General features: G+C 59.9%; 2 tRNA genes and 1 rRNA gene. All 3 read left to right on the top strand.

Annotated features, from left to right (window positions below):
• Nucleotides 1–72, top strand: a 16S ribosomal RNA gene (locus FV233_RS29715); the annotation flags it as partial.
• 204 nt (nt 73–276) lie between these two features.
• Nucleotides 277–353 (top strand) — tRNA-Ile (locus tag FV233_RS29710).
• 37 nt (nt 354–390) lie between these two features.
• Nucleotides 391–466, top strand: a tRNA-Ala gene (locus FV233_RS29705).
• The last annotated feature ends 263 nt before the right edge of the window (nt 467–729 follow it).

Here is a 729-nt window from a genome sequence, read left to right as displayed (position 1 = left end):
GTAGGGTCAGCGACTGGGGTGAAGTCGTAACAAGGTAGCCGTAGGGGAACCTGCGGCTGGATCACCTCCTTTCTAAGGATTCTTCTTTGGATATGAGGTCCGGCTCCGCCGGATCGCAGCGAACGTCAGTTCATCCATCGAAGGTCATTGGATACAGGGTTCAGTCGGAACCCATTTTGCGGGACGGACGCCGTCCTCGTTTCTCTTCCTCACCAGATAGCGCGATCGGCGCACCGCGTTCGGCCTCAGGCCGGTGCGGCGCACCTCGATCGCTCTGGGCCTGTAGCTCAGGTGGTTAGAGCGCACCCCTGATAAGGGTGAGGTCGGACGTTCGAGTCGTCCCAGGCCCACCACGACACGGGACGCTCCGTCCGCCTGCGCCGACCCCTTGGGGCCATAGCTCAGTTGGGAGAGCGCGTGCTTTGCAAGCATGAGGTCGTCGGTTCGATCCCGTCTGGCTCCACCATTTTTTTGGAACTTGGCGCTGCTGTAGCGGCGACGTTCTGAATGCGGTGTCGAGCTTGGCTATCTGGAACACAGTTTGCCGCGGCAGACGATCAGCGAGGGCCGCAAGGTTCGGTTGGTTGTGCCGTTTGGCGAAGACATCAGTGACATCGTGAAGAGGGAATGTGGCCGTTGGGGGCGCGAAAGCGTCAGCCCTGGCGGTCATGTTCGGCAAGCATACGGTGACGGAATCGGAAACGGTTCTGTCACTGGTCTTTTTGTGAC

Source organism: Methylobacterium sp. WL7 (assembly GCF_008040085.1).
GTDB lineage: Bacteria > Pseudomonadota > Alphaproteobacteria > Rhizobiales > Beijerinckiaceae > Methylobacterium > Methylobacterium mesophilicum.
The sequence above is the reverse complement of the archived record's forward strand: the minus strand, read 5'-3'. Positions and strand labels throughout refer to the sequence as shown.